A 25,811-nucleotide genomic window follows, 5' to 3' on the forward strand; every position below is an offset into this window, starting at 1 on the left:
GAGGACCGCCCGCCGCTCCCGGCGGGCGCACGACCGGGGTTGGAGGCCGTCGCATGACCGAGGTCCTGATCCGCGCCGTCGCCCTCGACCAACTCCAGGTCCGCGACGACGACACCGGCCGCGTCCTGTACGGCCCGGTGCTGCCGTACCGGCAGGAAGCCCGCGTCCTCGACCGCGGCCGACTCGTCACCGAGACGTTCGAACGCGGCGCGTTCGATGGCACCGACCCCGCCGCCGTCCCGCTCGTGCGCCGCCACCCACGCGACAACGGCGTCCTGCCGATCGGCGTCGGCGTCGAGCTGCGCGACGACACCGACGCGTTGCACGGCGCGTTCCGCGTGTCCGACACCGCCGAGGGCAACGACATCCTCGCGCTCGCCCGCGACGGTGTCCCACTCGGCCTGTCCGTCGGGTTCGTCGAACGGCCCGGCGGATCACGGTGGATCACCAGCACGCGCGTGGTCCGCACCCGCGCCGCCCTCGACCACGTCGGCGTCGTCCGCAAGGGCGCCTACATGGGCGCCCAGGTCGCAGGCGTCCGCCACGCAGACAACGCGCACGCGCAGCATTCGCCGCGGCTGACGATCGCGCGTCTCCGGACGTGAGCCAACCGCTCACCAACCGACCGTACCGGCGTCGCCGCGCCGCCGTCCTCGCCGCCTCAGACGTCTGCTGGCTGTGCGGCCACCCCGGCGCCACCACCATCGACCACGTCATCCCACGCTCGGTCGCGCCCGAGCGCGTCGCCGACCCCGCCAACATGCGACCCGCCCACGGCGTCGACGGCTGCCCCACCTGCCAAATCAAATGCAACCAATCGAGAGGTAACAAATCCAGATGGTCAGCGACACAAAAGAAGATAACAAACTCACACGACGACAAGATAACAAACTCACGCGACTGGTGACGGCGCGCGGTTTTTTTGGACGCGTGGTGTCGGCCAAGCCTTCGGGCTTGCCGATCTCTCTCCCCAGCGGGGTGGGGCACCGGTGAGCGTCGCCGACGCTGTCCGCGCGGACCTCGACAAGCTCGGCGTGACCGCCCCGCCCGCCGGGTCGCTCGCCGCTGCGGCGCTCGTGCTCGCCGCCGAGTTGGACGCGGGCGCGGGGATGGCCGCCGCGGCGGTGTCCCGTGAGCTGCGGGTGATCATGCAGGCGCTCGCGGCCGACCCGGCGCGTGCGGTCGACCCCGAACAGGAGCTCCTCGGTGACCTGTCCGCCGCGGTATGGGACCCCGCGGAATAGCGACCGGCCGACGCTGGGCCCGCGGGTCGCGCAGGTCGCTGCGGCGCTCGGCCAGCAGTTCATGCCGTGGCAACGCCACGTCGCCGACGTCGCGCTCGAGGTCGACCCCGACACCGGTCTGCTCGCCTACCGCCGTGTGGACCTGGTCGTCCCGAGACGCAGCGGGAAGACCACGCTCGACCTGGCGGTGATGGTCCACCGCGCGCGGGCGTGGGCGGGGCAGTGGGTCGTGTTCACGAGCAGCAGCCGCAACCATGCGCGCAAGAAGCTGGTCGAGGAGCACATCCCGACGTTGGACCGCAGCGTGCTCGCCGGCTACACGGTCCGGTTGACGAACGGGTCGGAGTCGGTGCGGTGGGTCAACGGCAGCCATCACAGCATCACGAGCACCCGTGAGACCGCCGGCCACGGCGACGACACCGACCTCGTGGTGGTCGACGAGGCGTGGGTCCACGAGGACCACACGCTGGAGCAGGGCCTGCGGCCGACGCAGATCACCCGCGCGCAGCCGCAGTATTGGACCACGTCCAGCGCCGGCACCGAGCGGTCGGTGTATCTGCGGGGCAAGGTCGACGCCGGCCGGACTCGTGTGGCCGCTGGAACGTCGAGCTCGACCGCGTTCTTCGAGTGGTCCGCGCCCGGCGACGTCGACCCGGGCGACCCGAAGGTGTGGCGCGCCACGATGCCGGCGCTCGGTCACACCGTGGCCGAGGACGTCATCCGCGACGAGTTCGAGTCGATGGACCTCCCCGAGTTCTGCCGCGCCTATCTGTGTTGGTGGCCGTCGGACATGCCGACCGGGTGGCAGGTCATCCCCGAAGACCTGTGGGCCGCGCGTGCCGACCTGGGGTCACAGATCGTCGGTCGCCCGGCGTTCGCGGTCGACACGAACCCCGAGCGGACGTGGAGCTCCATCGCTGTCGCCGGCCTGACCAATCGTTCGGGTGGCGGTGGCCACGTCGAGGTCGTCGACCACCGCCGCGGCACCGGGTGGGTGGTCGAGCGCGTGCAGGAGCTGGTCGAGCGGTGGGACCCGTGCGCCGTGGTGATCGACCCGGGCGGGCCCGCCGCGTCGCTGGTGGCGGACCTGGAGGCCGCCGGGGTCGAGCTGACCGAGCCGACGGTGCGGGACCACGCCGCCGCGTGCGGCGCGATCTATGACGCCGTGTGCGGCGACGAGCCGTCGCTGTGGCACATGGGTCAGACGCCGCTCAACGCCGCCGTAGCGGGCGCACAGCGGCGTGTGCTGGGCGACGCGTGGTTGTGGGCGCGCAAGGGCCCGAGCGTGGACATCTCGCCGCTGGTGGCCGTCACGTTGGCGGCGTGGGGGCACGCTGTCCGCGGGTGGCAGCCGACGGGCCCGCAGGTGTGGGTGTTCAACTGAGTGAGGGCCCCCACCCGACAGGGCGGGGGCCCTCACCGTTCTCTGTCAGTCGCTGCCCTCTAACCGCAGCACCCGTGCCTTCAGTGCGGCGACTTCGACCGCGATGTCGGTGTCCTGACCGGACTGGCGGTCGATGATGTCCGCGAGTCGTTCGGCGAGCGCGCGCTGAGCGCGTTGCATGTCCACGAGCATCCGGTCGACGCGGATCAGGCTCGCCAACGGGGCTTCGCCTTCGACGTCGGCGATGACGCCGAACGGGTGACCGTCCGGTGCATCTGTGACCTCGAGGGTGCGTTCGCCTTCGCCGCGGGCCTCGAGGAGTTCGGCGAGGTCGACGACGAACCCGTGGGCGGGTGACCAGGCGAGCGCTTCGGCTGGTGCCTGCACGTCGGTGGGTGGCAGGAGCGTGTAGTCGCTCACCGGTCGCCCCCGCCCTCGACGATGGCCCGTGCGGTGGGGAAGTGGTCTCCGCACAGCGGCAGCGTCCCGATCGGCAGGACCAGAAACTTCGTCGCCGGCTGGTTGCAGACGGTTGGGCATTCGGTGTCGCCGACGAGGTTGCCGACGTGGTCGAGGTACGGGCAGCCGTCGGGCTCGTTGAAGTGGTTGCACCACGGGCAGGCGGCGCGTTGTTCTGCTTGGATGTTCATGTCAGCATTGCTCCCTTCGGTTGTGGTGCTGGCCACGTCCCCGGCCGGTCCCCCCCGGCGCGGGGACACTCTTGGTTACTGGACGGTCCCGCCCTCCTCCCTCTGAAGACGAGTTCGACGAGCCTGTCGACCGTCACCGTATGTCCCTGGCGACGATCGCGCGGATCGCCTTCAGCTGCGTCTCGGCGAGCTCGAGTTCGTCGCGTAGCCGCTGGTTCTCGTCTTCCAGCTCGTCGACGGTTGGTTCGTCGTGTTGAATGTCCATGTCAGCACTCCCTTTCATTGTGGTGCTGGCCGGACCCGGGCCGGCCCTACCGGCGCCGGGTCACTGTTCGTTTCCAACCTGACACCCGCAACGCACGGTGTGCTGTTCCTCGACGAGCTCTTCGAGTGGCCACGGCGGCTGCTCGACGCGTTGCGCGAGCCACTGGAGGAGGGGCGGGTGCGCATCGCCCGCGCGCGGGCGACCGTCCACTACCCGGCCCGCTTCCTGCTCGTGGCCGCGGCCAACCCGTGCCCCTGCGGGGGTGCGGGGATGTGCGAGTGTGCCGAGGCGGAGATCTGGGCGTACCGGCGACGCCTGTCGGGGCCGCTCGCCGACAGGATCGACCTGGCACCCCGCCTGCAGGCGCTGCGTGCCGACGACCTCGTGACCGGCGCCGAGGGCGAGTCGTCGGACACGGTGGCCGCCCGCGTGGCTGAAGCCCGCGGGGCCGCGGTCGCCCGGTGGGGCGTGCCGAACGGGTCGGTGGCTGCCGTCCGCGTGCGCACCACCGCGCGATCCGATGCGCTGCGCACGCTCGGGCGTGCCGTCGAGGCCGGCACCCTGTCGGGTCGTGGGTTCGACCGGGCGCTGCGCGTCGCACGGACGTGCGCGGACCTCGGCGGAGACGACCTGATCGGCCGCACCCATGTGCTCGAGGCGTTGGCCCACCGCGCCGCGCTGCGCAGCGTGCGCGACGACGGGGACCACGGTGCCGCCGTAGCGACCGGTGCCTGAGCGGTGGACGACCACAACGGTGCAGCCATGGCACGGCTTGACTCGGACACCGGCAGGCGACCGTCGGCGAGCGACGTGCTGCGGATCGTTGCGACGGGACGAGCCAGCGCGTCCGTCCAGCAGCAGGTGCTGCGGGAACTGCTCGACGCCGGCAAGCCGTGCACGCCTCTACAGGTCGTCGATGAGCTGCGTGCGCGGATCGGCATGGCGGCGGAGCGGTTGCTGTTGCGCGTGCGGTCCCGCCTCGAGGCCCTCGGCGGCCGGCTGGTCGTCGTCGGAGACGATCGGTACCCGCCGTCGCTCGCCGACGCCTGGCCCGAGCTGGGCGCGCCGGTGTGGCTGTTCGTGGCCGGGACCGGGTCGCCGGCGCGGCGGAGCCCGGCGGTCGCCGTCGTGGGGACCCGCCGTCCGAGCCTGGACGGTGCCCGCACCGCCCATCGCCTGGGCGCGGCACTCGCAGAGGCCGGGATCGTGGTCGTGTCCGGTCTCGCACGCGGCATCGATCAGGCCGCCCACCGCGGTGCGCTCGACGGCGGCGGCAGCACGGTGGCGGTCCTGGGCACCGGCCTGGGCGTGGACTACCCTGCGCGCACGGCCGAGCTGCGCGAGGCGATCGCGACCAGCGGTGCCCTGGTGACCGAGCTCGTGCCCGGCACGGGGCCGCGTCCGTGGCAGTTCCTCGAGCGCAACCGCATCATCAGTGGGCTGGCCGACGCGACCGTGGTGGTCGAGGGTCGTGAGACGTCCGGCGCACTGCAGACCGCACGGCTCGCGGGTGGGCAGGGCCGTGAGGTCTGGGCCGTGCCCGGGTCGATCAACGCCCCGACGAGCGCTGCACCGCTGGCGCTGCTCCGCGACGGCGCGCGCCCCATGACCAGCATCGGCGAGCTCGTCGCCAGCCTGTGCCCGGCCAGGATGGACGACGCCGGGGCGGCACCGGGCCCGGTCGCCGCGCCGGGCCTGTCGGCGACGGCGCGCACCGTGCTCGACCTGCTCGGCCCGGTCCCGGCCTCCACCGACGCGCTCGTGGCGGCGAGTACGCTGCCAGCCCCGGTGGTGATGGTCGCGGTCGCGGAGCTGGTGGACCGCGGGGTCGGTGCCATCACCGCCCACGGCGTCGTGCGGGCCTGACCGCCCACCCGCGTTGCAGCGTTCCGCCGGACGGGTAGCACACAGTGAGGATCCGACCGACGGCGAACAGGGACTGGCACATGGGGCAGAATGTCGCGCAGAAGCTGATCAGCAGCCGCCTGGTGGACGGTGAGATGACGCCTGGTGAGGAGATCGCCGTGCGCATCGACCACACGCTGACCCAGGACGCCACCGGCACCATGGTCATGCTCGAGCTGGAGGCCATGGAGCTCGACACCGTCAAGACCGAGCTGTCCGCGCAGTACGTGGATCACAACCTGCTCCAGACCGACTACCGCAACGCGGACGACCACCTGTTCCTGCGCAGTGCCTGTCGTCGCTTCGGCGTCTGGTACTCCAAGCCCGGCAACGGGATCAGCCACGCCGTGCACATGCAGCGCTTCGGCAAGCCGGGGGCGACGATGCTCGGCTCCGACAGCCACACGCCCGCCGCTGGCAGCCTCGGCATGCTCGCGATCGGTGTCGGCGGCCTCGAGGTCGCCATGGCGATGGCCGGCGAGCCGCTCTACATCAAGATGCCCGAGATCTGGGGCATCCACCTCACCGGCGAGCTGCCACCGTGGGTGAGTGCGAAGGACGTCATCCTCGAGATGCTTCGGCGCCACGACGTCAAGGGCGGTGTCGGCCGCATCATCGAGTACCGCGGCCCTGGCCTGGCCAACCTGTCGGCGATGGACCGCCACGTCATCGCCAACATGGGGGCAGAGCTCGGCGCCACGACCACCGTCTTTCCGGCTGACGACGAGATCCGCCGCTTCCTACGCACCGAGGAGCGCGAGGACGACTTCACGGAGATCCTGGCCGACGACGACGCGACCTACGACGTGACCGACGAGATCGACCTGGGCGATCTCGAGCCACTGATCGCGACGCCGTCGAGCCCGGGTAACGTCGTGCCCGTCCGGGAGGTTGCCGGCAGGGCGGTCACGCAGGTCGTGGTCGGGTCGTCGGCCAACCCCGGTCTGCGCGACGTCGGGATCGTCGCGATGATCGTCGACGGCCAACAGACACACCACCGTGTCAGCTTCGACGTCAACCCCACGTCGCGCCAGACGCTGGAGAACCTGGACGCGATGACGCTGTTCATGCCCCTGGTGCACGCCGGCGCGCGCGTCCACCAGTCGGGCTGCATGGGGTGCATCGGCATGGGGCAGGCACCGGGGAGCGGCCAGATCAGTCTGCGCACGTTCCCGCGCAATTTCCCTGGGCGCAGCGGCACCGACGACGATCAGGTGTACCTGTGCTCGCCGGAGACGGCCGCGGCCTCGGCACTGACCGGCGAGATCACGGATCCACGCGACCTGCCCGACCGCCTCGGCATCTCCTACCCGACGTTCCGGCTGCCCGAGACCAACATCGTGAACACGTCGATGCTCGAGGCGCCCCTGTCGCCCGACGCGGCGCAGACGGAGGAGCTGGTCAAGGGCCCCAACATCGTCTCGCTGCCTGACTTCGACGGCGTCCCCGACAAGCTGGAGATCCCCGTGCTGCTCAAGGTCGGTGACAACATCTCGACCGACGAGATCATGCCGGCGGGTCAACGTGTGCTGCCGTTCCGCTCGAACATCCCGAAGATCTCCGAGTTCGTCTACTACCAGGTCGACGACACCTACGTCGAGCGCGCTGGTCAGGCCTTCGAGGCGCACGGCGGCCACGCGATCGTCGGAGGCGAGAACTACGGCCAGGGATCGAGCCGAGAGCACGCGGCCATCGCGCCCCGTTACCTGGGCCTGCGCGTCGTGCTGGCCAAGGGCTACGCCAGGATCCACTGGCAGAACCTGGCCAACTTCGGCATCCTCGCGCTCGAGATCACGGACCCGGACGACTACGGGTCCATCGAGCAGGGTGACGTGCTGTCCCTGCAGGGCATCCACGAAACGCTGAAGGACGGCGCGTCCGAGCTCGAGGTGACCAACACCACGCAGGACCGGACGATCACGGTACGCCACCGTCTGTCGTCCCGCCAGGTCGACATGGTGCTCGCCGGGGGCCTCATTCCGATCTTCCGCGACAAGCTCGCGAAGGACCACTCCCAGCACCCCGCGGGCGCGTGACGTCGCCCGTCGAGGTCGCCCGCGAGCTGCCCCCCGCGTGGCGGCGGGCGGTCGACACGCTGCACGCGCACCTGGCAGGGGAACGGGGCCTGTCGGAGCACACGGTCGCCGCCTACGACCGCGACGTGCGCCAGCTCGCCGGCTTCTGCGCCGGCTTCGGGATCGATGAGCCGGCCGAGGTCACGCCGCTGGTCCTGCGACGGTTCCTCGCGGAGCTGGGACGGCACGGCTACGCGCGCGCATCGCTGGCACGCAAGGCCGCCTCGGTGCGAGCGCTGTTCGCCCTGCTGGCGCTGCGCGGCATGGTCGACGCCGATCCCGCCGCGGGCCTTGCGACCAGCCGCGCCGGCCGCAGCCTGCCGCGCGTGCTGCGCACCGACGAGGTCGAGCGCATGCTCGCGGTGCCCGACGCGTCGCCACGCGGGCTGCGTGACCGGGCGCTGCTCGAGTTCCTGTACGCCAGTGGTGCCCGCGTCGGCGAGCTGGTCGGCCTCCTCGACGACGCGCTGGACCTCACAACGCGGTCGGCACGCCTGTTCGGCAAGGGCAGTCGCGAGCGGGTGGTGCCGCTGGGCGAGCCGGTGCGTGCGGCGCTCGCGCGGTGGTTGACCGACGGCCGGCCCGTGCTGACCGCCGCCCCGACCACCGTGGTGTTCTGCGACGCGGCTGGCCGGCGCCTGGATCCGCGCAGCGTGCGCCGGGTCGTCGAGCGGTGCGCCGCGGCGGCCGGGCTGTCGAGGGTCACGCCGCACACGCTGCGCCACTCCTACGCTACACACCTGGTGGAAGGGGGCGCGGACCTGCGCAGCGTCCAGGAGCTGCTCGGACACGCCGCGCTCGCAACCACGCAGATCTACACCCACGTCTCACGAGAACAGCTGCGCTCCGCCTATGAACACGCGCATCCGCGCGCATGACACCTCCCACGCGACCACCGACCACTCAGTGGCTGCGGACGCCCGCCTGACGTCGACGCGTTGTGGCGCCATGGGGGTCCGCGACCGCGACCCGGCGGATCGCGAGCGTCTCATCCTGCACCTCCGCTGGTGAAGTGGCGGGACGGCTGTCGGTCGGCATCACGGCGGCCGTCGACGCGGGCGACCTGATCGCGTACGCCATGTCGGCTCGATCGATACGATCGAGCGCTCGATCCCGGCCACGGGGCCAGGTTCGGAGCTAGCGATCCCGCGGATCAGAGGGACGCGATCGTCGACGAGCTGTGCGGGGTGGACGGGTCCCGCGCGCGGTCGCGACCACCGCGGAGCGGCCCGGACCGCGGTCGCAGAGCTCGAGGCGACCCTGGTGGGAGACCCCGACCGACGCGGAGCTCGCCGAGCTGGACCAGGGCGGCGCCGGCGCCGCGGGCGAAGCTGGCGGTGCCGGTCACCTGACCGACCGTGACCGTCCACAGGCCGCGCTGCGCTCGCGCGCGCCGTCCCGATGGCGTGGCTCTACCGTGCACCGCATGCGATGGCGACGACGTACGCGGTGGCTCGCGACGCTGGTGCTGGCCGTGCTGTTGGTGGGTGGACCGGCGTGGGCGCGGCCCACGCCCGGGCGGGCATCCGGTCCGCCGGCGTGGGCGCCGGTCCGGCGGTCCGACGCGGTGCCCGCGGCCGTGGCTCCGGTGGGTGGCCGCGTCCTGCGACACTTTGACCCGCCCGCCACGCCGTACGGCCCCGGGCACCGCGGTGTCGACCTGGCCGGCGTGCGCGGCGAGCCCGTGCGCTCGGCGTTGGCGGGCACGGTGACATTCGCCGGACACGTCGCCGGCGTGATGTGGGTGACGGTCACGCACGACCGTGGGCTGTCGACGACGTACGGCGGGTTCGCCTCGTCGGTGCGCATCGGGGACGCGGTCGCGCTCGGTGCGCCGCTGGGCACCGTGACCGAGCGCGCGCGACTCGACTGGGGCGCCCGCCGCAACCGAGGCTACGTCGATCCGCTGCGGCTGCTCGGTGGCTGGCGCCCAGTGCTCGTGCCGGTGCCGTGAGCCGGGTGCGCCGTCGGACGGCGCAACGTCGCGACCGGTCGTCCACCTGGCGTGTATGCTCTACCCAAGGCGGCTCTCCGCACGTTGCGGGGTGCCGTCAATTCACAGCAGCCCGGTGGGGCCTGCGGTCCCGCGCTCCGGCGTGGGGAAGGCCCGTCGCACGACCGGTGATCACCGACGGTGCCCGACGGCTGCGACGCCACAACCGAAGTGCGGCCGTTGCCGGCCGTGCGCACCCGAACAGGAGCACCACATGTCCGCCGTCACCATGCGCCAGCTGCTCGAGGCCGGCGTGCACTTTGGCCATCAGACACGCCGCTGGAACCCCAAGATGAAGCGGTTCATTTTCGGCGAGCGCAATGGCATCTACATCATCGACATCCAACAGACCATCGGTCTGCTCGAGAACGCCTACGACTTCGTCCGCGACACGGTCGCCAAGGGCGGCAGCGTGCTGTTCGTCGGCACCAAGAAGCAGGCACAGGAGGCCGTCGAGCAGCAGGCGCTGCGGGTCAACATGCCCTACGTCAACTTCCGCTGGCTGGGTGGCATGCTCACCAACTTCGAGACGATCAAGCTGCGGCTGACCCGCCTGCGCGAGCTCGAGGACATGGAGACCGACGGGCGCATGGAGGTGCTGCCCAAGAAGGAGGCGCTGTCGCTGCGCCGTGAGCGCGACAAGCTGCTGCGCAACCTCGGTGGCATCCGCAACATGAACAAGCTGCCATCAGCGATCTGGGTCGTCGACACCGTCAAGGAGCACATCGCGGTCCGCGAGGCCAACCGCCTCGGCATCCCCGTCATCGCGATCGTCGACACCAACTGCGACCCCGACGAGGTCCAGTACGTCATCCCGGGCAACGACGACGCGATCCGCTCGGGCGCTCTGCTGACCCGGCTCATCGCGGATGCCTGCGCCGAGGGCTACCAGCTGATGGCCAGCCGCACCCGCGACGAGGTCGTCGCCGAGCAGGCCGCGGCCGTGGCCGCTGCGGCCGAGACGCCGACCGCGGCGACCACCGACACCGACGAGCCGCTCGCCGAGTGGGAGATCGCGCTCCAGCAGGAGGAGGCCGCGCGGCAGGCCGCCCAGGCCGCCGCGAGCACCGATGACGTGCCCGCGGAGGCCGCGGAGGAGGAGCCGGCGTCCGCGCCCACCGACGCGTCCACGGATGCGCCGGCCGCACCCGATGCGGAGCCGCGCGCCGCCGAGCACGCGCCGACGCCGGAACCGCAGAACGCCGGCTAGAGCGACGCCTCCACGCCCTGTGCCGCTGCGCCGCCAGGCGCCACCGTGGCGCGGGCCACAAGCACACTGACCACGGGGGAACCAACGATGGCCGAGATCACCGCCGCCGACGTCAAACGCCTCCGCGAGGCCACCGGCGCCGGCATGATGGACTGCAAGCGCGCACTCGTCGACGCCGAGGGAGATTTCGACAAGGCTGCTGAGCTCGTCCGTGAGCGGACCGGCGCCAAGATGGGTGACCGCGTGGGCGACCGCACCGCCAGTGAGGGCATCGTGCACGCCTACCTGCACGCACCGACGCCGGGGCTGCCGCCCAAGGTCGGCGTCATGGTCGAGCTGAACTGCGAGACGGACTTCGTCGCCAAGGGCGACGCGTTCCGCCAGCTCGCAAGCGACATCGCGATGCACGTCGCCGCGATGCGGCCCGCCGTCATCTCCGAGGACGAGGTCGACCCGGAGCAGCTCGCCGCCGAGCGCGAGTTCGCCGAGAAGCAGGCGCGCGACGAGGGCAAGCCCGACCACATCATCGACAAGATCGTCGAGGGCAAGGTCAAGGCCTTCTACAAGGAGCGCGTGCTGCTGAACCAGCCCTATGTGCGCGACGACAAGCGCACGGTCCGCCAGCTGCTCGAAGAGTTCCAGCGGACCTCCGGCGAGAAGATCGAGATCTCTCGCATGGCGCGCTTCGAGGTCGGCGCCTGAGGACGCGACACGCATCGGGGGCCGGCTCTACGAAGGAGTCGGACCCTCTGCCCGTCGTCGGCCCCGTGTCCGGACGCGTGGCGCGGCGTCGAGTAGGCTGCCACCGGAGTCGATCCGGGAGCCAGCCGTCCATGCATGTGCGCAGTGCGACGCCGACCGCGAAACCGAGCAGCCGGCCGAGGCCGCTGACATGACCGTTGCAACGGATCAGCGGAAGCGGTCGGACGTGACGGCTCCGCGGGGATACGACCGGATCCTGGTCAAGCTGTCGGGTGAGGCGTTCGCCGACGAGCGGGCGAGCATCAGCCCGGTGATCTTGAGGTCGCTGGCCCGGCAGCTGGCCGCGATCGCCGGAGATGGAGTGCAGGTTGGCGTCGTCGTTGGCGGCGGCAACATCTTCCGTGGCACGTCGCCGCAGGCGACCGGCATGGACCGCTCGAGCGCGGACAGCATGGGCATGCTGGCCACGGTCATCAACGCGCTCGCGCTGCAGGACGCGATCGAGAAGCAGGGTGTCCCGACACGCGTGCTGTCGGCGGTCGCGATGCAGGAGCTGTGCGAGCCCTACATCCGCCGCCGCGCGATCCGCCACCTTGAGAAGGGCCGGATCGTCATCTTCGCGGCCGGTCTGGGCGAACCGTACTTCTCGACCGACACCGCCGCCGCCCAGCGGGCGCTCGAGATCAACGCCCGGGCGATCCTCAAGGCGACCAAGGTCGACGGGGTCTACGACAAGGACCCGGTGACCCACCCTGACGCGCGCCGGTTCGACGAACTGACCTATCTCGATGCGCTCCAGCGTGGCCTGAAGGTGATGGATGCCACGGCGCTGTCGTTGTGCATGGACAACGACCTGCCGATCATCGTGTTCGACGTCTTCGCGGAGGACAACATCCGCCGGGTGGCGGCCGGTGAGCCGATCGGCACCGTGGTGCGCAGCCGACCGTCCGGAGGAGACGACGGTGATTGATGACGTGTTGACCGAGGCCGAGCTGCGGATGTCGGACACGATCAACCACACCCGCGGCGAGTTCGCCAAGATCCGCACCGGGCGGGCGAACCCAGGTCTGATCACCAACCTGCCCGTGGACTACTACGGCACGAAGACGCCGCTGCAGCAGATCGCCGGCGTCAGCGTGCCCGAGCCGCGCATGCTGCTGGTCAACCCCTACGACCAGAACGCGCTACGCGACATCGAGCGCGCCATCCAGGCGGCCGACCTCGGCCTCAACCCCTCCAACGATGGCACCGTCATCCGCATCGTGTTTCCCGAGCTCAGCCAGGAGCGCCGCCAGGACTTCGTGCGGCTGGCGCGGGAGCGTGCCGAGGAGGGTCGGGTGGCGGTCCGCAACATCCGTCGCAACGCCAAGAGCCACCTCGAGGCGTTCCAGCGCGACGGCGACATCACGCAGGACGACCTGCGGCGCGCTGAGGCCGACCTGCAGAAGCTAACCGACACCTACGTGGGCACGATCGACGAGCTGCTGGCCAACAAGGAACGGGAGCTCCTCGAGGTGTGATCGGGCCCGTGCATGGCGCAGACTGACGGGTCCGGGCCCGCAGCGGGCCCATCCGGCGGCCGGAACCTGCCGCTGGCCGTCGGTTCGGCCGTCCTGTTCGCCGTCCTGTTCCTGGGCAGCGCATTCGTCAGCAAGTGGGCGCTGCTGTCGTTCATCGCGTTGGCGATCGTGATCGCGGTGCTCGAGGTCGACGTGGCCCTGCGCACCACGGCGGCCCGGCCACCCACGGCGGTGGTGCTCGTGGCGGGACTGGCGATGCTCGCCGGAGCCTTCGTGTACGGCGCCATGGGCCAGCTCACGGCGCTGATCGTGATGGTCCTGGCCGTGCTGGCGTGGTCGCTGGCCGACCGCTCCGACCCGGCGCCGCTGCAGAGCGCGGGCAGCGGGCTGCTGATCGGGATGTGGGTGCCGTTCCTGGCCAGCTTCCTCGCGTTGCTGCTCCGGCGACCGGACGGCCAGTGGTATGTGATCCTGACGGTGCTGCTGACCGCGGCCAGCGACATCTTCGCCTACGGCGTCGGCTATCAGTTCGGCCGGCACAAGCTCGCCCCCGCCGTGAGCCCCGGCAAGACCTGGGAGGGCGTGGTCGGCGGGATGCTCGGGGCGATGCTCGTCGCGGCGATCGCCGGCCCACTGATGATCGACCGGCTGTCAGTGGGGCGCGCGGTCGCGCTCGGCGCACTGGTCGCGATCGTCGCCGTCATCGGCGACCTTGCGGAGTCGGCGGTCAAGCGGTCCCTCGGCGTGAAGGACCTCGGCCGTCTGTTGCCCGGCCACGGTGGCATGATGGACCGGGTCGACGCCATGCTGTTCACCCTTCCGGTCGCCCACCTCGTGCTCCTCGCCGGCCGCCTCTGACATGACGAGGCCGGCCGTGAAGCCGCCCACCGCCGCCACCGGCGGCGATGTCGTCGACCCCTACCGCATGCCGGCCGGCGTGCTCGAGGAGCTGCTCGAGGGCGAACCGGCGTTCCGGACCAGGCAGGTCGCGCAGTGGCTCGCGCGGGGTGTCGCCGATCCCGCGGCGATGACCGACCTGCCTCTCGCGCTGCGGGGCCGGCTGGCCCGCCGCTTCCCCCCTGCGCCGACGACGCTGAGCCACGTCACCGCCGATGGTGGGCTGACCCACAAGGTGCTGCTCGGCCTCGGGGACGGCGAGGCGATCGAGAGCGTGCTGCTGTGCTATCCGGCGGGTGGGCCAAGGTCGACGGCGGGCAGCGGAGCGGCGGCCCGCAGGACGCGCGGCCGCGCGACCGTGTGCATCTCGACCCAGGCCGGCTGCGCAATGGGCTGCCCGTTCTGTGCGACGGGCCAGGCGGGGCTGCGTCGGCAGCTGCGCACCGACGAGGTCGTCTCGCAGGTCACGGCGGTCACTGCGCTGCTGCGCGACCCCCCGACCTCACCCGGCACAGCGGGCGGGCGCAGCGGCGTGCGCCCCGACGGCACACCCGACCACGTCACGAACGTGGTCTTCATGGGCATGGGCGAGCCGCTGGCCAACCTCGACGTCACGATCGCGACGGTGCGTTGGCTGACACGCCGCGACGGGTTCGGCCTGTCTGCGCGTGGGGTCACCGTCTCGACCATCGGTCTGGTGCCCGGCATCCGGCGGTTGATGGCGCTCGCGCTGCCGATCACGCTGGCGATCAGCCTGCATGCTGCCAACGACGAGCTGCGCGCCCAACTGGTGCCCCTCAACCGGCAGCATCCGCTTGCGGAGCTGCTCGCCGCGTGCGACGCGTACGTCGAGGCCACGGGGCGGCGGATGACCTTCGAGTACGTGCTGATCGACGACGTCAACGCGACACCGGACCACGCGCGGGAGCTGGTCGCGCTCCTGCGCCCCCGACGCGCCCACGTCAACCTCATCCCGATGAACCCGACGCCGGCGGTGCCGTGGGTCGCGCCACCGGTCGCCGCTCAGCGTCGCTTCGCCGACATCCTCGAGCACGGCGGCCTCACCACGACGATCCGGCACAACCGGGGCACGGACATCGACGCCGCCTGCGGACAGCTGTACGCCAACTACCAGGTCGCCAGTGGTCGGCGGCTGCCCGCCGCTGAGCGCGTGCTGCCGCTGGCCCCGGCCCGTTCCGTGGAGCCCGACCGGTGAGGCGCGTGACGCTTCTGGGATCGACCGGGTCGATCGGCACGCAGGCGCTCGACGTGATCGCGCAGCACCCCGATCGCTTCACTGTCGACGCGCTGGCGGGCGGCCGCAACGCTGATCTGGTGTGCCGGCAGGCACGGCGGTTCGGCGTGAACCGTGTGGCACTGGCCGACGTCGATGCCGCGGAGGCGGCACGCAGGCTGCTGCCCGACGACGTCGACGTGCTGGACGGCGAGCGTGGTGTCGCTGAGCTCGCCGCCATGCCCACGGATGTCGTGCTCAACGGCATCGTCGGTTCGGTCGGCCTGCGGTCGACGCTTGCGGCGCTGGGCGCCGGCGGCACGGTCGCGCTGGCCAATAAGGAGTCGCTGATCGTGGGTGGCCCGCTGGTGCTCGAGGCCGCCGGTCCCGATCAGCTCGTACCCGTCGACAGCGAGCACAGCGCGCTGGCGCAGTGCCTGCGCGCGGGGCGAACGCGCGACGTCGCACGGCTGCTGGTGACGGCCAGCGGCGGGCCGTTCCGGGGCCGCACGGCCGACGACCTCGGTGACGTCACTGTCCAGGAGGCGCTAGCGCACCCGACGTGGTCGATGGGGCCGGTGATCACGATCAACTCCGCGAGCTTGGCCAACAAGGGGCTCGAGGTCATCGAGACCCATCTGTTGTTCGGGCTCGACTATGACCGCATCGAGGTGGTCGTGCACCCGCAGTCGATCGTGCACGGCATGGTCGAGTACGTCGACGGCACTGTCATGGCCGCGCTGTCGCCGCCGGACATGCGCCTGCCGATCCAGCTGGCGCTGGCCTGGCCGGAGCGGCTCGACACCCCGCCCGTGCGCATGGACTGGACGGCCGGTCACGACCTGCGCTTCGAGCCGCTCGACGCCACGACGTTTCCGATGATCGATCTGGCCATCGCTGCGGGGCGTGCGGGGGGCACGGCACCCGCCGCCTACAACGCTGCCAACGAGCAGGCCGTGGCGGCCTTTCTGCAATACCGGGTGCGGTTCCTCGACATCCCGCGCGTGGTCGCGGCAGTCTTGGAGGAGCACGACAACACGCCGATCGCCGACATTGACGACGTGTTGGCAGCCGAGGCCGAGGCTCGGGAGCACGCCGACCGGGTCCTCGCCGCTCGACAAGAGGTGACGTGATGGCGCTGGCATTCTTCGTGGTCGTGATCGTGGGATCGATCATGGTCCACGAGGCTGGCCACTTCTTCACCGCCCGCTGGTTCGGGATGAAGGCGGAGCGGTTCTTCTTCGGCTTCGGCCCGACCCTGTGGTCGGTGCGACGTGGCGAGACCGAGTACGGCGTCAAGGCGATCCCTGCCGGTGGCTTCGTGAAGATCGCCGGCATGAACCGCTACGAGGAGATCGACCCGGCGGACGGGCCCCGGGCGTTCCATGCGAAGCCGGCCTGGCAGCGGGCCATCGTCCTCGTCGCCGGCTCGTTCACGCACTTCGTCATGGCAGCGGTCCTGCTCTTCTTCGCGATGGCCTTCTTCGAGCTGCCGCGGCTGCAGGACGGCGCACCGGTCGGCAGCAACGAGGTGACCGAGGTGGTCGAGGGGTCACCCGCCGACGAGGCGGGGCTGGCGCGGCGAGACCGGATCGTCGCGATCGACGGGATCGAGATCACCACGTTCGACGAGATGCGTGAGGCCGTCGCGGCCCGCGGCGGCGAGCGGGTGGACCTGACCTTCCGGCGTGACGGCAGCACCAACACCGTCTCGGTCACGCTGGACACCAGGGAGGTCGAGGGCGAGCAGGTCGGGTTCATCGGCCTGGCATCGGACCGGCTCTCCTATCAGACGTGGTCGCTTCCGGCGGCCGCGGCGGGGGTCTGGGTGGGGGAGTACTCCGTGCCGACCCAGGTCGAGCGGTCGGTCGTCGGCATCGCACAGGTCTTCAGGCCCGACAGCCTGTCGCGGTGGCTGTCGCAGGCCGACGGCGAGACGCCGCGCACGGCTGACGGACCCGTCAGCCTGGTCGGCGCGGGGCAGGCCGCCTCGGCGCTGGCGAGCATCGGAGCGTTCTCGTGGGTGATCGTGCTCCTCGCCCAGCTGCAGATCATCATCGGCACGCTGAACCTGCTGCCACTGCCGCCCTTCGACGGCGGCCACCTCGCCGTGTTGGCCGTCGAGTCAGGGGTCAACGCGGTGCGGCGCCGGCGCGGGATGGCGACGGACTGGCAGATCGACCCTCAGGCGTTGATGCCGCTGACGCTGGCGGTCCTGCTGCTGTTCGGCCTGTTCGCGCTCACCGCCATCTACGTCGACATCGTCAACCCGATCTCGGAGATGATCCAGTAGCCGCGACCGCCGTTCGCCCGCCTCTCCCGCGAGCCGGCTCGGACGACGTGCGGATAGGGTTGGCTGGAGCAACCACGCGACCACTGCGAGGTACGTGCACATCATGGGCTCGTCACTGCCGATCCTGAACCAGCCGGCGCCACAACTCGCCGCGCACCAGCCGCCGAAACGGCGGGCGTGCCGGACGGTGCACGTCGGCGACGTCGGCGTTGGTGGCGACGCTCCGGTCAGCGTGCAGTCGATGACCACCACGCCGACGCACGACATCAACGCGACGCTGCAGCAGATCGCCGCGCTCAACGCAGCGGGCGTCGACATCGTCCGGATCGCGGTGCCACGTCAGGAGGATGCCGACGCGCTGGCGGCGATCGCCGCCAAATCGACCGTGCCCGTCGTCGCCGACATCCACTTCCAGTGGAAGTACGCGATGGCCGCGATCGAGGCCGGCTGTGCCGGCGTGCGCATCAACCCTGGCAACATCCGCAAGCACGAGAAGGTCAAGGTGATCGGCGACGCCGCCAGGGAGCGCGGCATCCCGATCCGCATCGGCGTGAACGGTGGCAGCCTCGAGGACGTCATCCTCGCCAAGCACGGCGGGGTGACCCCGGAGGCCATGGTCGAGTCCGCGCTGAACGAGGCGCGGCTGCTCGAAGAGGTCGACTTCCACGACATCAAGATCTCGGTCAAGCACTCCGACCCGTGGGTGATGATCCAGACCTACCGCCTGCTCGCCGAGTCGTGCGACTACCCCCTGCACCTGGGCGTCACCGAGGCGGGACCACCGAAGACCGGGATCACCAAGAGTGCCGTGGGCATCGGCACGCTGTTGGCCGAAGGCATCGGTGACACCATCCGCGTGTCCCTGTCGGCCGATCCCGTCGAGGAGGTCAAGGCGGGCATCGGCATCCTCGAGGCGCTTCACCTGCGCGAACGCGGCCTCGACATCGTGTCGTGCCCGTCGTGCGCGCGTGCCGAGGTCGACGTCTACTCGCTGGCCGAGAAGGTCCAGACCGGGCTTGAGGGCATCGACGTGCCGCTGCGCGTCGCGGTCATGGGCTGTGTCGTCAACGGGCCGGGGGAGTCCCGCGAGGCCGACCTCGGTGTCGCGGCCGGCAAGGGCAAGGGCCAGATCCTCCGGAAGGGGGAGGTCCTGTTCACCGTGCAGGAGAGCGACATCGTCGAGACGCTCGTGCACTTCGCCAACGAGATGGCCGACGAGATCCGTGCCGAGCGTGGAGACGGTGCGCCCACGGTTGCCACGTAGCCTCGAAGCGCGCGCGCTCGCCGCCCTCCCGACGATCGAGGGACCGCGTGTCGGCGGCGGGCGCACCCCGCTGCCGCGACCCGAATGAGATCGAAGGAGGACGGCCGTGCCGCCGCTGACGACCGATGACGCCCGAACGTTCGTCGCTCACCACCACTGGGGCGTGCTGGTCACGCTGAAGGCGTCCGACGGAAGCCCGCAGCTGTCCAACGTCGCGTACGCGCTGATCGACGACGAGGTCCGCGTGTCGGTCACCGACACCCGCGCCAAGACGGCCAACGTGCGCCATGACCCGCGCGTCAGCCTGCATGTGACCAGCGACGACTTCTGGACTTACGTCGTGGTCGAGGGCACAGCGCGGCTGTCACCGATCGCCACCGAGCCCGGCGACGAGACCTGTCAACGCCTGTTGGAGCTGTACGAGGCCGTCAGCGACAAGCCCCACGACGACCCTGACGAGTTCCACGCGGCGATGGTGGACGAGCGCCGACTGGAGCTGTCGTTCGCCATCGAGCGCATGTACCCGACGCGCGGCTGACCCGTGTGGCACCCAGCTCCCGTACCCGGATGCCGACGTCGGCCTGCACTGGATAACTGCGCATCCGTGGATCAGCCGCCCGGTCGCCACACAGCACCCACCTTCGTGCCGGAGCCGTCTGTGAGCCGCTCGGATCACCGTGCTCGACCGGCATCGACCAGAGGTCGCGTTCCGTCCACGTCCCTCCGCCACATGTCGTTCTGCTCCCCGCCCTGTGCTCCCATGCGATCTGAGCTCTGCCGGGTGACAAGTCTTGCGTGTCGTCGTCCTCGTGCGCATCGACGCGGTGTCGCGGCGGGACATCGTGGCCCATGCGGTTTCGGGTGCACCTCCGGCGTCCCGGCGACCGCGCACACGATGACCTGCTCGGGACTCGTCCACTACACGGTCCGTCGGTCGGGAGCCGAACTGCTCCGCGTCCGCCGCGACCAGGCGCGAGCAGGCCGCGCCGTGGCGTCGCTCGGCCAGGCACGGCCGGGCGACCTCACCTTCGGCTCACCGGTCGACCACATTGGCATCAACGCGGGTGCCACCACGACGGTGGTCGCACCGCTCGCGGGCGACGTCATCAAGGTGCAGCAGATCACCAGGACGCCGGCCGCCCTCCGACGGGTCGTGTGAGCCCTCGTCCACGCCACCGCCGGGTGATCGGCGGCTGGTAGAACTGGTGGGCCGACCGCAGCGCCGCTTACGGCCATGCAGCGTCCCGGCCACGACACCGAGTGTGCCCCACGGCCGTGACGGCGGGGGCACACGGCATGAGTGCCTGCCGCAGCGACGGCGGCACGCACACGTCACGAGGTAGCCCTGCGATGCGACGCTCTCCGATGCGCCGACTGCTCTTCGCGACGGGGCTGGTCTTCGTCCTCACCGTGTTCGGCACCGTCGGCTACATGGTGCTCGGTGACGCGGGGGTGCTCGACGCGCTGTACATGACCATCATCACGATCGCCGCGGTCGGCTACGGCGAGACGATCCAGCTGGCCGGTGCGGCGCGCCTGTTCACCCTGCTCATCATCGTGCTGGGCGTCGGTTCGATCACCTTCCTGGTGGTCAGCGGCCTGGACTTCGTGCTCGAGGGCCACCTCGAGGACCTGCTCGGAAGGCGTCGAATGGACCGGGAACTCGCCAGGCTGTCAGGGCACACGATCGTCTGCGGCTTCGGGCAGGTGGGCCGCCACGTGGTGATCCATCTGCTCGAGGAGGACAAGTCGGTCGTGGTGGTCGACCCAGCCGCCGACCGGGTGGCCGCCGCGCGGTCGTTGGACCTGCTCGCGATCCAGGGCGACGCGACCCACGAGGAGACGCTGCTCGACGTCAACGTCGGCCGGGCAGCGGCCGTCGTGGCGTGCGCGCACGACGATGGGGACAACGTGCTGATCTCGCTGACCGCCAAGGGCGTCAGTCCCGACACGTTCGTCGTGGCCCGCATCAAGAGCGACGAGAATGAGGCGAAGGTCCGCCGAGCGGGCGCGGACCGCGTGATCGCGCCGGCGGCGATCGGCGGCCGCCGAATCGCCGCGCTCGTGACCCGGCCGGGGGTGGTCGACTTCCTCGACGTGCTCACCCGCGGCAGCGAGCAGGACCTGATGCTGGAGGAGGTCGCCGTGCGCCCCGACGGGCCGCTGGACGGTCGCAGCCTGCGTGACCTCCAGCTCCGCGAGCGGCACGGCCTGACGGTGCTCGCCGTGCGGGCCGAGGGCAGGTCGACCAACACCCGGCCGGAGCCCGACACCGTCCTGCACGCCGGTGACCTGCTCGTCGTCCTCGGCGGACGCGACGCGCTCAGCGACCTGCGCCTTTAGGGTCTGTCTCCCGGTCCCGGCCGGGATTCGGCCCCACCTGCATCCCGGCTCGCGTCGTTGCGGCTCCCACGAACTTCGTGCGGCCAGGTTCCACGAACGACTGGGCGAACCCGGCTTCGCCGGGCACATGGGCAGGCCCGGCATGCGACGCTCACCGCGCCTTGCGAGCCGGGCGCAGCTGTGCCCTGGTCTCGGTGCCGTAGGCTCCCTGGCCGTTGGGAGTCGAGCGTCACAAGCGCACGACCGGTCCGGAAACAGACCCTGGAGCACGGCGGATCCAGCCGCATGCCACCCATTGCCCACGCATGGGCCCGCTGCTACCGTGGCCTGGCACGACGAACGGTCTGACGATTGGGCCGCACGAGCTACGCACAACGTGTGAACGCTGGTTCGGTATACGGATGCAAGTGGGCGCGGGCCGCCCACTTTTGCTTTCTGTCGGGCGTAGCCGGGTCACCCAGGCGTCGGACCGAACGGTGGAAGCCAGGCTCCGCGACACTCCGCAGAGCCGCCGGGACGCGAAAGGACGGCCATGGGCGACACGTCGGCGTCGCTCATCCGCGACCTGGTGGGCGAGCAGGCCCGCAGGCTGGACGTGGACGTCCTCGCCGTGGAGCACAAGGGCGAGGGGTCGCGTCAGCTGGTCCGGGTCGTCGTCGACCGCAAGGGCGGGGTGTCGCTGGGCACGTGCCAGCAGCTGTCCCAGGCGCTGTCGCGGCGGCTCGACGACGTCGACCCGATCGCCGGGCGCTACACGCTCGAGGTCACGTCCCCAGGCGTGGACTGGCCACTGACCGATCAGACCGCCTTTGACCGTGTCGAGGGCCGACCGGTGTTGATCCATCGGCGGGTGGGGGCGAACCACGTCGAGCAGGTCCGCGGCGAGGTCGTGCAGGCGGGCCCCGACGCCGTGCAGGTGGTCGACGGCGACACGACGGTCTCGGTCGCTTATGAGGACATCGTCAAGGCGGCGCAGGCGCTGCCGTGGTAGCGCCGGGGAGAATGGACACGCCCCGGGTGGGCTGCGGACGAGGAGAGGAGCGCCGGACATGCGCGTCGACATCGCAACGCTGCGGATGATGGAACGCGAGAAGGGCCTGGGGTTCGAGACGATCGTCGAAGCCCTCGAGAGCGCCCTGGCCAGCGCCTACAAGCGCTCGCACGTCGACGCCGAGGACGCACGTGTCACGATCGACCGCGACAGTGGGGAGGTCACGATCTACGCCCAGGAGCTCGACGACGCCGGACACGTCGTGCGCGAGTGGGAGGACTCGCCGTCGGACTTCGGTCGGATCGTCGCGCAGACGGCCAAACAGGTCCTGATGCAGCGTCTGCGCGAGGCCGAGCGCGAGCTGACCTACGGGGAGTACTCGGGGCGCGAGGGCGACCTGGTCACCGGCACCGTGCAGATCCACGACAACCGCGTCACGGTGCTCGACCTCGGCAACGCCGAGGCCGTCCTTCCTGTCGCCGAGCAGGTCCCCGCGGAGCGGGCCGCCGGCCGGTACGAGCACGGTACGCGCCTGCGTGCCTACGTCACCGAGGTGCGGCGCACGCTCAAGGGCCCCCAGATCGTCTGCTCGCGCAGCCACCCGAACCTGGTCGAGGAGCTGTTCCGCCTCGAGGTCCCCGAGATCGCCGACGGCCTCGTCCAGATCCGCGCCATCGCCCGTGAGGCCGGGCACCGCACCAAGATCGCGGTGGCGTCCGATGACGAGACGGTCGACCCGGTGGGCGCCTGCGTCGGCGCACGCGGCACCAGGGTCCTGGCAATCGTCGAGGAGCTGTCAGGGGAGAAGGTCGACATCGTCCCGTGGGCCGACGGGCCGGCGGCGTTGGTGAGCAACGCGTTGTCGCCGGCGAAGGTCTCCGAGGTCTATCTGTACGCCGACGAGCAGCCGCCGACTGCGGTCGTGGTGGTGCCCGACTACCAGCTGTCGCTCGCGATCGGCCGGGAGGGCCAGAACGCCAGGCTGGCCGCGCGACTCACCGGCTGGCGGATCGACATCAAGAGCGAGACGCAGTCCGCCGAGGAGCAGGCCGCGTTCGAGGCGGCCCTCGCCCGCGGCGAGATCGACGAGTACGGCAATCCAGTGGCCGCGGATGCGCCCGCTTCGGACGTCGATCCGGAGTCAACGGGGTAGGATGGGTCACCAGGGCGCGTCGTCGTCCACTGATCGCCCACGTCGTACCTGCATCGGGTGCCGTCGCCGTAGCCAGCAGCGATGGCTCGTCCGCTTCGCAGTCGCGGGCGGCGCGATCGTGGTCGACGCCGACCAGCGGCTACCTGGCAGGGGAGCCTACCTGTGTTGGCGGATCGAGTGCGCGACCCGGGTGCTCACCGACGGACGGCGGCTGGCACACGCGCTGCGAACGACTCGAGACCGCGTCACCGTCGACACGGCGGCACTGCTGCAAGACTGGAGAGCCAACCGGCGCGACGATGGCGGCGGCGATGGCACGACCCACACGACAACAGGATTCGCGGAGCCCGGTTCCACTACGTATGTGGCGGACCGGCTCCGAGGGACAGAGGACTGATCGCGAGGCGACGAGCGCTCCGCCGGCACGGTGGACGGGGTGCGGATCGCCTGTAGGAGATGGCACGTGAGCAAGGTTCGAATCTATGAGCTCGCCAAGGAGACGGGGCTTCCCAACCAGGAGGTCATCCGTCGCCTGTCCGAGCTCGGCGTCACCGCGCGATCGCACTCGTCGACTGTCGAGAGCGTCGACGCCACAAGGTTCCGTGAGAGCCTGGGTCAGCAGCGGGAGGCGCGGCGGCGGGCCGAGGAGGAGCGCGCCCGCAGGGAGGCCGAGCAGTACGACCTCGAAGCGGTCCGCCATGCGGCGTCGGAGTCCAAGGCGCGGCGGATCCTTCCCCCGCACCTGCGCAAGGCGCAGGAGGCGCAGCAGCCGGTGGCGGCACCGGCCGCGCGGAGGTTCCGACCGCCGACCACACCGTTCCGCCCCGAGTCCGGCGGTGGAGTGAGCGTGGGCGGTGAGGCGCCCGCGCCCGAGCCGGCCGAGGCGACGCCGCAGGCGCCGGCCGAGACGACACCGACCGCGCCCGCGACCGAGAAGCCGGCGCCCACGGCTCCCGCGCGACCCGCCGAGGAGGCGCGAGCGGCCACGCCGCCGCAGCAGCAGCCCGTGGCGCGCGCAGCCGACGCCGCGCGCGCCGGGCTCGTGCGCCCGGCACCCGCGCCGAGCGAGGCCCAGCGCCAGGCGCCCGAGCAGCCCGCGCAGCCGCAGCCGCAGCCGCAGCCGCAGGCGCCGGCGGCGCGCGCGCCACAGCGCACCGACGACGAACCCGTCGGTCAGCCCGGCGTGCCACGCCCGGGTACGCCGCCGCGCCCAGGCCAGCCGACGGTGCCACGACGCCCGCTGAGCCCCGCCGCGACCGGCCGACCCGTCGAGCCACGTCGTCGTGTGGAGCACAACCTGCCGAAGGAGGGCACGGGACGCCGGAGCATCCCGCCTCCGGTCCGCGAGGCCCCCAAGGGCGGGCCTGCCCGCACGCCCGCCAGGCCATCCGGCCCCGGAGGCCCCGGCGGCGGTCCCGGCAGCCCGTCGGCTCCCGGCGGCCCTGCCGGCCGGCGTGCCAAGAAGGCCAAGAAGGGACGGCGCAAGAAGGAGCCCACGCTCCAGGACCAGTTCGAGGAGCAGGTGCAGCCGCGCCTCCGCCGTGGCGAGCCGGTCCGGGCCAGCGTCGAGGGCCCCGTCGAAGTCCTGCCCGGCGTCACGGTCGGTGAGTTCGCCAAACTCATCAACGTCAACCCGACCGACATCGTCCGGGTCCTGTTCGGCATGGGGGAGATGATCACCGTCACCCAGTCGATGTCGCAGGACCTCATCGAGCTGGTCGCGGCGGAGATGAACGCCGACATCAACTTCGTGACGCCCGAGGACATCGAGTTCGGTCCCGAGATCGAGGACAAGCCCGAGGACCTCAAGCCGCGACCACCGGTCGTGACGGTGATGGGCCACGTCGACCACGGCAAGACGCTGCTCCTCGACGCGATCCGCAAGACCGACGTGGTCAGCGGCGAGGCCGGTGGCATCACCCAGCACATCGGTGCGTACCAGGTGCGTCGCGACGGCCGGGCGATCACGTTCATCGACACCCCGGGTCACGAGGCGTTCACCCAGATGCGTGCCCGCGGCGCCCAGGTGACCGACGTCGCGATCCTGGTCGTCGCCGCCGACGACGGCGTGAAGCCGCAGACGGTCGAGGCGATCGACCACATCCGCGCAGCGGACGTGCCGATTATCGTCGCGGTCAACAAGATCGACAAGGCGACGGCAGACCCCACCCGCGTGCGCAGCCAGCTGACCGAGTACGACCTGGTCGCCGAGGAGTTCGGCGGCCAGACGACGATGGTGGACGTCTCGGCCAAGAGCGGACAGAACCTCGACGAGCTGCTCGAGATGGTGCTGCTGCAGGCCGACGTCAGTGAGTTGCAGGCGAACCCGGACCGTCCTGCGCAGGGCGCCGTGATCGAGGCGAACCTCGACCGGGGCCGTGGCGCGGTTGCGACGGTGCTCGTCCAGACCGGCACGCTGCGCATCGGCGACAACCTGGTCGCGGGCATCGCGGACTGCAAGGTCCGCGCGATGTTCGCCGACGACGGCACCCAGGTCACCGAGGCCGGGCCGTCGCGTCCGGTGCAGGTGCTGGGATGGAGCGAGGTCCCCGCGGCCGGCGACGAGTTCCGCGTCGTCGAGGACGAGCGGACCGCCCGCGAGATCGCCGAGAACCGGCAGTCTCGGGAGCGGCGCATGGAGCTCGCCGAGCGGCGGACGTTGTCGCTGGAGGACCTGTCCGGCGCGAT

The 25,811-nt window shown here is 71.2% G+C and carries 26 protein-coding genes; 23 read left to right on the forward strand and 3 right to left on the reverse strand.

The window, feature by feature from the left end:
* From VK923_11440 to VK923_11450, 3 genes are all read left to right on the forward strand, one after another.
* Positions 1 to 605 (forward strand): HK97 family phage prohead protease (locus tag VK923_11440; protein HSJ45284.1); only part of this gene is annotated, 605 nt, incomplete at its 5' end.
* A 384-nt stretch (positions 606 to 989) separates the two neighbouring features.
* Entirely contained in the window at positions 990 to 1,244 is a 255-nt protein-coding gene (locus VK923_11445; GenBank protein ID HSJ45285.1) for a hypothetical protein, read from the forward strand.
* Positions 1,207 to 2,628, forward strand: coding sequence for a hypothetical protein (locus tag VK923_11450; GenBank protein ID HSJ45286.1), 1,422 nt, complete (start codon positions 1,207 to 1,209; stop codon positions 2,626 to 2,628). The genes VK923_11445 and VK923_11450 overlap by 38 nt, the downstream gene beginning before the upstream one ends.
* A gap of 45 nt (positions 2,629 to 2,673) precedes the next feature.
* On the opposite strand, the gene VK923_11455 is transcribed toward VK923_11450, so the two are convergent.
* From VK923_11455 to VK923_11465, 3 genes are all read right to left on the reverse strand, one after another.
* On the reverse strand, positions 2,674 to 3,048 hold the full coding sequence (locus VK923_11455; GenBank protein ID HSJ45287.1) for a hypothetical protein: 375 nt from the start codon (positions 3,046 to 3,048) through the stop codon (positions 2,674 to 2,676).
* Positions 3,045 to 3,278, reverse strand: coding sequence for a hypothetical protein (locus VK923_11460; protein ID HSJ45288.1), 234 nt, complete (start codon positions 3,276 to 3,278; stop codon positions 3,045 to 3,047). The genes VK923_11455 and VK923_11460 overlap by 4 nt, the downstream gene beginning before the upstream one ends.
* 133 nt (positions 3,279 to 3,411) lie before the next feature.
* A complete protein-coding gene (locus tag VK923_11465; GenBank protein HSJ45289.1) occupies positions 3,412 to 3,543 on the reverse strand; it encodes a hypothetical protein in 132 nt (43 codons plus the stop codon).
* On the opposite strand from VK923_11465, the gene VK923_11470 reads away from it, so the two are divergent.
* The 20 genes from VK923_11470 to infB all read left to right on the forward strand — a co-directional run.
* Positions 3,529 to 4,278 (forward strand): ATP-binding protein, encoded by a 750-nt coding sequence (locus VK923_11470; protein HSJ45290.1) that lies wholly within the window; start codon positions 3,529 to 3,531, stop codon positions 4,276 to 4,278. The genes VK923_11465 and VK923_11470 overlap by 15 nt on opposite strands.
* A 27-nt stretch (positions 4,279 to 4,305) precedes the next feature.
* A complete protein-coding gene (gene dprA, locus VK923_11475; GenBank protein HSJ45291.1) occupies positions 4,306 to 5,409 on the forward strand; it encodes a DNA-processing protein DprA in 1,104 nt (367 codons plus the stop codon).
* Positions 5,410 to 5,489: 80 nt separating this feature from the next.
* Positions 5,490 to 7,484, forward strand: coding sequence for an aconitate hydratase (locus VK923_11480; GenBank protein ID HSJ45292.1), 1,995 nt, complete (start codon positions 5,490 to 5,492; stop codon positions 7,482 to 7,484).
* Complete coding sequence (locus VK923_11485) at positions 7,481 to 8,401, forward strand: tyrosine recombinase XerC (protein HSJ45293.1); 921 nt, start codon at positions 7,481 to 7,483, stop codon at positions 8,399 to 8,401. The genes VK923_11480 and VK923_11485 overlap by 4 nt, the downstream gene beginning before the upstream one ends.
* A 548-nt stretch (positions 8,402 to 8,949) precedes the next feature.
* Positions 8,950 to 9,477, forward strand: coding sequence for a peptidoglycan DD-metalloendopeptidase family protein (locus tag VK923_11490; protein ID HSJ45294.1), 528 nt, complete (start codon positions 8,950 to 8,952; stop codon positions 9,475 to 9,477).
* A gap of 253 nt (positions 9,478 to 9,730) precedes the next feature.
* On the forward strand, positions 9,731 to 10,726 hold the full coding sequence (rpsB, locus tag VK923_11495; protein HSJ45295.1) for a 30S ribosomal protein S2: 996 nt from the start codon (positions 9,731 to 9,733) through the stop codon (positions 10,724 to 10,726).
* A gap of 87 nt (positions 10,727 to 10,813) precedes the next feature.
* Positions 10,814 to 11,428: a translation elongation factor Ts gene (locus VK923_11500; GenBank protein HSJ45296.1), complete on the forward strand. Its 615-nt coding sequence runs from the start codon at positions 10,814 to 10,816 to the stop codon at positions 11,426 to 11,428.
* 190 nt (positions 11,429 to 11,618) lie between these two features.
* Positions 11,619 to 12,398, forward strand: coding sequence for a UMP kinase (gene pyrH / locus VK923_11505; protein HSJ45297.1), 780 nt, complete (start codon positions 11,619 to 11,621; stop codon positions 12,396 to 12,398).
* Positions 12,391 to 12,948, forward strand: coding sequence for a ribosome recycling factor (frr, locus tag VK923_11510; protein ID HSJ45298.1), 558 nt, complete (start codon positions 12,391 to 12,393; stop codon positions 12,946 to 12,948). The genes pyrH and frr overlap by 8 nt, the downstream gene beginning before the upstream one ends.
* Positions 12,949 to 12,960: 12 nt before the next feature.
* Entirely contained in the window at positions 12,961 to 13,806 is an 846-nt protein-coding gene (locus VK923_11515; protein HSJ45299.1) for a phosphatidate cytidylyltransferase, read from the forward strand.
* Between the two features lie 16 nt (positions 13,807 to 13,822).
* Positions 13,823 to 15,061 (forward strand): 23S rRNA (adenine(2503)-C(2))-methyltransferase RlmN, encoded by a 1,239-nt coding sequence (gene rlmN, locus VK923_11520; GenBank protein HSJ45300.1) that lies wholly within the window; start codon positions 13,823 to 13,825, stop codon positions 15,059 to 15,061.
* Between the two features lie 5 nt (positions 15,062 to 15,066).
* The gene (gene dxr, locus VK923_11525; protein ID HSJ45301.1) at positions 15,067 to 16,212 is read left to right on the forward strand and encodes a 1-deoxy-D-xylulose-5-phosphate reductoisomerase; all 1,146 of its coding nucleotides are present in this window, start codon (positions 15,067 to 15,069) and stop codon (positions 16,210 to 16,212) included.
* Positions 16,212 to 17,372 carry a site-2 protease family protein gene (locus tag VK923_11530; GenBank protein HSJ45302.1) on the forward strand — a complete coding sequence of 387 codons (1,161 nt, stop codon included), beginning with the start codon at positions 16,212 to 16,214 and terminating at the stop codon, positions 17,370 to 17,372. The genes dxr and VK923_11530 overlap by 1 nt, the downstream gene beginning before the upstream one ends.
* A gap of 103 nt (positions 17,373 to 17,475) precedes the next feature.
* Complete coding sequence (gene ispG / locus VK923_11535; protein ID HSJ45303.1) at positions 17,476 to 18,636, forward strand: flavodoxin-dependent (E)-4-hydroxy-3-methylbut-2-enyl-diphosphate synthase; 1,161 nt, start codon at positions 17,476 to 17,478, stop codon at positions 18,634 to 18,636.
* A 106-nt stretch (positions 18,637 to 18,742) separates the two neighbouring features.
* Entirely contained in the window at positions 18,743 to 19,174 is a 432-nt protein-coding gene (locus VK923_11540) for a PPOX class F420-dependent oxidoreductase (protein HSJ45304.1), read from the forward strand.
* A 357-nt stretch (positions 19,175 to 19,531) separates the two neighbouring features.
* Positions 19,532 to 19,795 carry an NlpC/P60 family protein gene (locus tag VK923_11545; protein HSJ45305.1) on the forward strand — a complete coding sequence of 88 codons (264 nt, stop codon included), beginning with the start codon at positions 19,532 to 19,534 and terminating at the stop codon, positions 19,793 to 19,795.
* A 206-nt stretch (positions 19,796 to 20,001) separates the two neighbouring features.
* Positions 20,002 to 20,979, forward strand: a complete 978-nt coding sequence (locus VK923_11550; GenBank protein ID HSJ45306.1) for a potassium channel protein — start codon at positions 20,002 to 20,004, stop codon at positions 20,977 to 20,979.
* Positions 20,980 to 21,511: 532 nt separating this feature from the next.
* Positions 21,512 to 21,970, forward strand: coding sequence for a hypothetical protein (locus VK923_11555; protein ID HSJ45307.1), 459 nt, complete (start codon positions 21,512 to 21,514; stop codon positions 21,968 to 21,970).
* Between the two features lie 58 nt (positions 21,971 to 22,028).
* Complete coding sequence (gene nusA / locus VK923_11560; GenBank protein ID HSJ45308.1) at positions 22,029 to 23,123, forward strand: transcription termination factor NusA; 1,095 nt, start codon at positions 22,029 to 22,031, stop codon at positions 23,121 to 23,123.
* 463 nt (positions 23,124 to 23,586) lie between these two features.
* A partial coding sequence (infB, locus tag VK923_11565; GenBank protein ID HSJ45309.1) for a translation initiation factor IF-2 occupies positions 23,587 to 25,811 on the forward strand: 2,225 nt, incomplete at its 3' end.

Source organism: Euzebyales bacterium (assembly GCA_035461305.1).
Classification (GTDB): Bacteria; Actinomycetota; Nitriliruptoria; order Euzebyales; family JAHELV01; genus JAHELV01.